We start from the raw sequence: 6,858 nt of genomic DNA, 5'->3' as shown, positions 1-6,858 counted from the left end.
CTACTTTACTGTTTTACTACTTATTACCCCACTCACTTCCTTAACCTGACAGCATTGCAGCGGAGGGGGAAGGGGGAGGTAGCAACAAAAGTGGGGTTAAAGGGGCGGAGCCCCTTCTTAACCTGCGAGGGAGGAAAAACGTCATGTTTCATGTGCTGATCGTCGACGATTATCCGGATCAGGTGGAGAGCATGGTCTCCACGATTCCGTTCGAAGAGCTGGGCATCGGCGAAGTATACAAAGCCTATTCGGGCATGGAAGCGCTGGACATCGTCAAGTCGTGCACCGTCGATATCGTCATTACGGACATTCGCATGCCCGGCATGAGCGGTCTGGAGCTGCTGCAGCGCATTCGGGAGAGTTCCGGCAAGACCAAATGCATCTTCATCTCCGGTCACGCGGATTTCGACTATGCCAAGCAAGCCATCGAGCTGCAATCCTCTCATTATTTGCTTAAGCCCGTGGAGACGGAGGAGCTGATCCGGACGCTGACCAGCGTCGTTGCCGAGCTTCACGCGGAATGGGAGGAGGTCGCTTCCTATCAGCGGGCCGTGCATACGCTTCGCGAACATATGTCGCTGTTGAGCGGGGAGTTGCTGAACCATCTGCTGCAGGACCGACGGTATCCGCAGGCGGTAATCGCACGCCGAATGGGCATGCTCGATCTCCCGTTTCGCATCGGCGATCGGACCGGGATGTTCTTGATGCGCTTGGAGGACGGATTCGACGACTTCGACGATTACGATCTGTCGTTGATGGAATTCGCCGTGGCCAACATTGCCGGGGAAATATTCGGCGACCGGTATCATCTGTGGCATTGCAAAGATACCTACGATAATTTGGTCTTCCTGCTGAAGGCGAAGAAGGCGGATGAGGGGGACCAGGCGGCGGAATGGCGGCAGGTCGAAAAGCTGGCGGCGAGCATGCATCGAAGCGCGGGCGCGTACTTGAAACGCAGCGTGTCCATCGCGGTGTCCGATCGATTCGAGGCGTTCCCCGAGCGGCTCTCCCGCATGCACCAAATCTGCCTGTCCGCCATCCGGCGGCAGATCGGAGACGAATCCGATTTCTTCGTGACGGCCCGGGAGGAGTCCGAGCCATCCATAGCGCGCGGCCTGCGGGTCCCCTATCAGCCGCCGCTGCTCATTCATTTGCTGGAGACCGGCAGTTGGGAGAAGGCGGCCCGCAAGCTGGACGATATGTTCGCGGAGCTTGCCCAGAAGTGGGCGGAGTCCCCGGAATATGCGCAGGAAGTGCTGTTCTCCGTCATGAGCTCGTTCCATTATGTCGCCCATAAGAACGGAAGGCAGCTCGGCGAGATTATGGGCGGCGGACATCACGGATGGATGGAGGGCGTTCAACCGATTTCCTCCTACAAGCAGCTTCGGGACGCGGTCTATCTCGCGTTCGCAAGGCTGTCGGAGGACGCCCAGCGCAATACGAAGGACTCCCGGAAGCTGATCGTCAAACGCATCCATCACTTCATCGAGGCAAATATCGCGAACGATTTGACGCTGCAGGCGATCGCCGATCATGTCAAGCTGCATCCGGCTTATCTCTCCAAGGCGTACAAGACGGAGACCGGCATGAACGTGGGCGATTACGTGTTGAAGCAGCGAATGGCGCTGGCCGCGAGGCTGCTGCAGGACGGCAGCGACAAGATCTACGAGATCGCCACGCAGACCGGTTATTTAACGACCCATTATTTCAGCAAAGTGTTCAAAAGCTATTTCGGCATGACGCCGCTGGAGTTCAGGGAGAAGAGCAGCACATAGAGGGGGTGATCGGCTGCCCCTGCGAAGCGGCGAAAGGGGAGAACCCGCAATATCCGGACAGCTCTGAGAGCGCGCGAGCATCTACCGAGTATAGGAGGGATTCAAGATGGATTTTCAAGGCTTTACTTGGAGACGGCAGCTGAGCGGTTTCCTCGCATGTTTGTTGCTGATCGCGACGTACGGATGGGTGGCGCCTGCCGTCCATGCCGCTTCGCAGGAGGGGTACAATTGGCAGAACGTGCGCATTGGCGGCGGCGGCTTCGTCACCGGCATCGCCATTCACCCGACGGAGCCCAATCTCGTCTACGTTCGCACCGACGTCGGCGGGGCTTATCGCTGGGATGAAGCGAACAAGAAGTGGATTCAACTTCTAGGCGCGCTGCCGCGAGAGAAGTACAACTTGTACGGCATCGACAGCGTGGCCATCGACCCGTCGAATCCGGATGTCGTGTACGTCGCGGCGGGTAAGTTCAATTGGCCGGGATCGCAGTCGGATATCTTGAAATCGACGAATCGGGGCGCCAGTTGGACGCCGACCGGATTCGTTCCCCAGAATTACGGCAACGGGACCGGGCGCGATGCGGGCGAGCGGCTCGCGGTAGACCCGAACAACGGACAGATTATCTATATGGGAACCCGAACCGACGGGCTGTGGAGAAGCACGTCCGGCGCGAGCGCCGGCTCATGGCAGCAGGTCAGCGGGTTCCCGGCCGTCGGCACCTCGCCGTTCGGACTGAATTTCGTCGTGTTCGACAAGAATGCGGGGACGCCCGGCAATCCCACCCAAACGATCTATGTCGGCGTCGAGGATAGCGGCGTGTACCGAAGCACAGACGGGGGCTCGTCATGGGCGCTGCTGAGCGGCAGTCCGCTCAAACCGAACCGGGCGGCCGTGGCCTCGAACGGCACGCTGTACGTCAGTCACGAGACGGGCGTCGCCAAGTTCGCCGGCGGCGCATGGACTAACATTACGCCGCCGACAGCAGGCAAATATAACGGCATGACGGTGGACCCTGCGAATCCGAACGTCATCATGACGGCCATCGCGACGGGGACGAACTTCCCGGCGCCGATCTACCGCTCCACGGATGGCGGCGGGAATTGGACGCAGGTCACGTTCGCGAAGCATCCGGACGTCCCTTGGTGGACGTCGAATTGGTTCGCGGCCAACACGGCGAGCTTGACGATCGATCCGGTGTACCCGAACCGGGTCTGGCTGACCGACTTCTTCGGCATCTGGCGCACGGACGATATTACGGCCAGTCCGTCCCACTGGTATTCGTACGAAGAAGGCCATGAGGAAGTGGTTAACTTCGCGCTTCGCAGCACGCCGATCGGCGCTCCGCTGCTGAGCGGGCATGCCGATGTCGACGGCATGCGCCATACGTCGCTCTCGGCATTCCCGAGCGCCAAGTTCGGCGGTCCGACGTTGGGCGATACGGTCTCCATCGACTTCCAGGAGAGCAATCCGAATTTCGTCGCCCGGGTAGGCTCCACCCGCTACCAGAACTCGGGCGGCGGCGGCTACAGCACCGATAACGGCGCGACGTGGACGGCGTTCCCGAACCCGCCTGGCATCGCCGGCCGCATCGCCGTATCGGCCGCCAGCGAGACGATGGTCTGGGTGCCGCAATACGGAAGCCCGCTCTATTCCACCAATCGGGGACAGACGTGGACGCCGAGCACGGGCGCGCCATCCGGCTTGATCCATGATTTCTGGGTCTGGTACCAGCCGCTTGCCTCCGACAGGGTGAACAAGGATACGTTCTATCTGTTGGAGCGCGCGACGGGGAAATTCCTGCGCAGCACCGACGGTGGGGCGAATTGGTCGCAGGCGTCCACGATGCCGTCATCGACCGCGAATCTGGCCTTCTTCAGCGTCAAGGCAGCCCCTGGCATGGCGGGGGAAGTGTGGGTCGGCTTGGATTCGGGCGGTCTCGTCCGCTCGAGCAATTCGGGCGACACCTGGACGCCGGTGCCCGGCGTGCAGCAAGCCAAATTGTTCGCGTTCGGCAAGAACAGGCTCGGGTCGCCGTACCCGACGGTCTTCGTCTATGGCAAGGTGGACAATGAGGTAGGGATTTTCCGCTCCGATGATTTCGGCGCCACGTGGGTGAAGATCGACGTGCTCGATCCGGCGATCGGGGATGAAGCCAACACGATGGAAGGCGACAGGCAGAAGTGGGGGCGCGTCTACATCGGCACGAACGGCACCGGCGTGTATTATGGCGATACCTTAGCGAGCGAAGGAAGCGATACCGTAGCGCCGACGGCGCCGACGAACGTGACTTCTCCTTCGCAGACGGCCACGACCGCGAGCTTGTCGTGGACCGCTTCCACCGACAATACGGGCGTCGCGGGCTATAACATCTATAACGGAGGCGTGTTCGCGGGTTCCACCACATCGCCGTCGAGTACATCCTTCGTCGTGAACGGATTGACGCCGAGCACCGCCTATTCCTTCACCGTGAAGGCGAAGGACGGAGCGGGCAATCTCTCGGCCGCAAGCGCTGCGCTTAGCGTGACGACGGCGCCGCCGCCGGCCGCGCCGACGAATATTGCGGCGACGGCGGCGACCGCGACCAGCATCGCGCTGAGCTGGAATCCGCCGTCCAATCTGTCCGGCGTGGCCGGGTATAACGTCTACAGCGGCACGACGCTGGTCGGCGCCACGACCGGCACGACGCATACGTTGAACGGATTGCTGCCGGACCGAACGTATACGCTCACGGTTCGTTCCTTCGACAGTGCCGGAGCCTTGTCGGCGCCAAGCAACACGCTTGCTGCGACAACCGCGGCGGGCCCGGGCACGCTCGCCTTCAGCGACGACTTCCAAGACGGCGCGGCCGACGGCTGGACCATTGCGAACGGAACATGGGCCGTCGTCACGTCGGGCGGCTCCAAAGTTTACAAGCAATCGGCTTGGACGACCGTCAATGCGTTCAGCACGGCGGATGCCAGCGCGTATGCGAATTATAGCGTGGAGACGAACATCAAGCTGACGCAGAACGATATCGATTTAGCCGCCGGCATTACGGCTCGTTATCAGGATCCGAACAACTTCTATTATTTCCGCATCAAAGCCGGCAAGCTGCAGATCGGCAAGTCGGTGAACGGGACCGTCACGATTATCGCGCAGAAGAACTATCCGATGGCCACGAACGTCGTGTATAACTTCACGGCCGTCTTGAATAACAGCGCGCTGGACTTCTACGTGAACGGGTTCAAGGAATTATCGGTCGCGGATACCAGTCATACTTCGGGCAAAATCGGCCTCTACGCCTTCAAAACGGGTGTCGAATTCGACGATGTCAAGGTCATCCATGACCGCGACTTCGCGCCGCCGACCGCGCCGGGGGACGTGAAGCTCGTATCCAAGGGAGAGACGACGGTCGATTTGTCCTGGCAGGCGTCAACGGATAACGTCGGCGTCACGCAATACGAGGTGTACAACGGTTCCGCGCTCGCCGGAACCGCGACGTCGACGTCGTATACGGCGACCGGGCTTGCGGCTAATTCGGCGTACACCTTTACGGTCAAGGCCAAGGATGCCGCCGGCAACCTGTCCGGAGCGAGCGCCCCGCTCGCCGTCACGACGGAGCCGTACCTGCTTCAAGCGAAGAAGACGCTGTCTGCCGTTACGGTCGACGGCGCGTTGAACGAGAATCTATGGTCCATGGCCAAACAAGCAAACCAGGCGATCATCGGGTCTCCGAACAACACGACGCAATTCGGCGCGCTCTGGGACGACAATTACCTGTATGTCGGGGTCGACGTCATCGACGGCAATCTGTATAATACCGCCACGCTGCCCTATTACGATGATTCCATCGAGATCTATATCGACGGCAATAACAACAAAGCCGCGACCTATGACAGCAAGGACCGGCAATACGTCAAGGGCTGGAACGATAGCACGCTCTGGGAACAGGGAGGGCGGACGAATGGCGTGCTGCATGGATGGGCCGCGCGTCCGGGCGGTTATAGCGTGGAGTTGGCAATCCCTTGGAGTTCGCTTGGCATCACGCCGACTTCCGGCATGACGATCGGCTTCGACGTGGCTGGCAATGACACGGACAACGGCAGCGGACGGCAAAGCCAACAGATGTGGGCGGGCACGAACGACAACTGGACGAATACGTCCGCATTCGGCACCCTGGTGCTCTCCACAGGCACGGTCGGGGATACGCAGGCGCCGACGGCGCCGCAAAATCTCGTATCGCCATCGCACACCGACCGGACGGCGGAGCTGTCTTGGACCGCGTCCACGGACGATGTGGGCGTGACCGGATACGAGATTTACAACGGCGCGAATCTGGTGGCGACGGTCGCCTCGACGACCTATACGGTCACGGGCTTGACGCCGAATGCGAGTTACGCGTTCACCGTCAAAGCGATCGACGCGGAACATAACGTGTCCGCGGCCAGCAACGCGGTCAGCGTCACCATGGATGCTTCGTATACGCTGATCCATGCGGGCAAGACGAATGCCGCGGTCGCGATCGACGGATCGTTGAACGAACAAGCGTGGTCGTTGACGAAGCAAGCGGGCAAGGCCGTGAGCGGAACCGCGAACAATACGACGAATTTCGGCGTGTTGTGGGACGACGATTACCTCTACGTCGCGGCGAGCGTCGTCGACGGCAACCTATCCAACAATTCGGCGGAGCCGTATGCCGACGATTCTATCGAGATCTACATCGACGGCGATCACAACAAGGGCACGGTCTATGACGGCTTCGACCGGCAATTTATCAAGGGCTGGAACGATAGCTCGCTGTTCGAGGCCAGAAGCTTGACGAGCGGCGTGCTGCATGCCTGGACCGCGACGACGGCCGGCTACAGCGTGGAGATGGCGATTCCATGGAGCTCGCTCGGCATTACGCCGTCGGCCGGGATGACGATCGGCTTCGACGTGGCGAACAACGACGAGGACGACGGCAACGGCCGGCACAGCCAGACGGTGTGGGCGGGAACGGCCGACAACTGGACGAATACATCCGCCTTCGGAGAGCTGTTCCTGCAAGCGCCGTAAGCGCGGGCGCCGCTCGCGAAGAGGGAATTCGGCTCGATTGGAAGCTCC

The 6,858-nt window shown here is 60.7% G+C and carries 2 protein-coding genes; both read left to right on the top strand.

What is annotated here, in order from left to right:
- Positions 1 to 143 precede the first annotated feature (143 nt).
- A complete protein-coding gene (locus tag ACFFSY_RS14415) occupies positions 144 to 1,775 on the top strand; it encodes a response regulator transcription factor (RefSeq protein WP_377495097.1) in 1,632 nt (543 codons plus the stop codon).
- 106 nt (positions 1,776 to 1,881) lie between these two features.
- Positions 1,882 to 6,810, top strand: coding sequence for a sugar-binding protein (locus tag ACFFSY_RS14410; protein ID WP_377495094.1), 4,929 nt, complete (start codon positions 1,882 to 1,884; stop codon positions 6,808 to 6,810).
- Positions 6,811 to 6,858: the final 48 nt, after the last annotated feature.

The sequence above is a fragment of the Paenibacillus aurantiacus genome, from assembly GCF_042431225.1.
GTDB lineage: Bacteria > Bacillota > Bacilli > Paenibacillales > Paenibacillaceae > Paenibacillus_Z > Paenibacillus_Z aurantiacus.
This window is presented reverse-complemented; position numbering and strand designations above follow the sequence as displayed.

What these genes read in the sequence shown, in the direction of transcription:
- ACFFSY_RS14415 (WP_377495097.1), top strand. Translation starts at nt 144, where the DNA reads ATGTTTCATGTGCTGATCGTCGACGATTATCCGGATCAGGTGGAGAGC.
- ACFFSY_RS14410 (WP_377495094.1), top strand. Translation starts at nt 1,882, where the DNA reads ATGGATTTTCAAGGCTTTACTTGGAGACGGCAGCTGAGCGGTTTCCTC.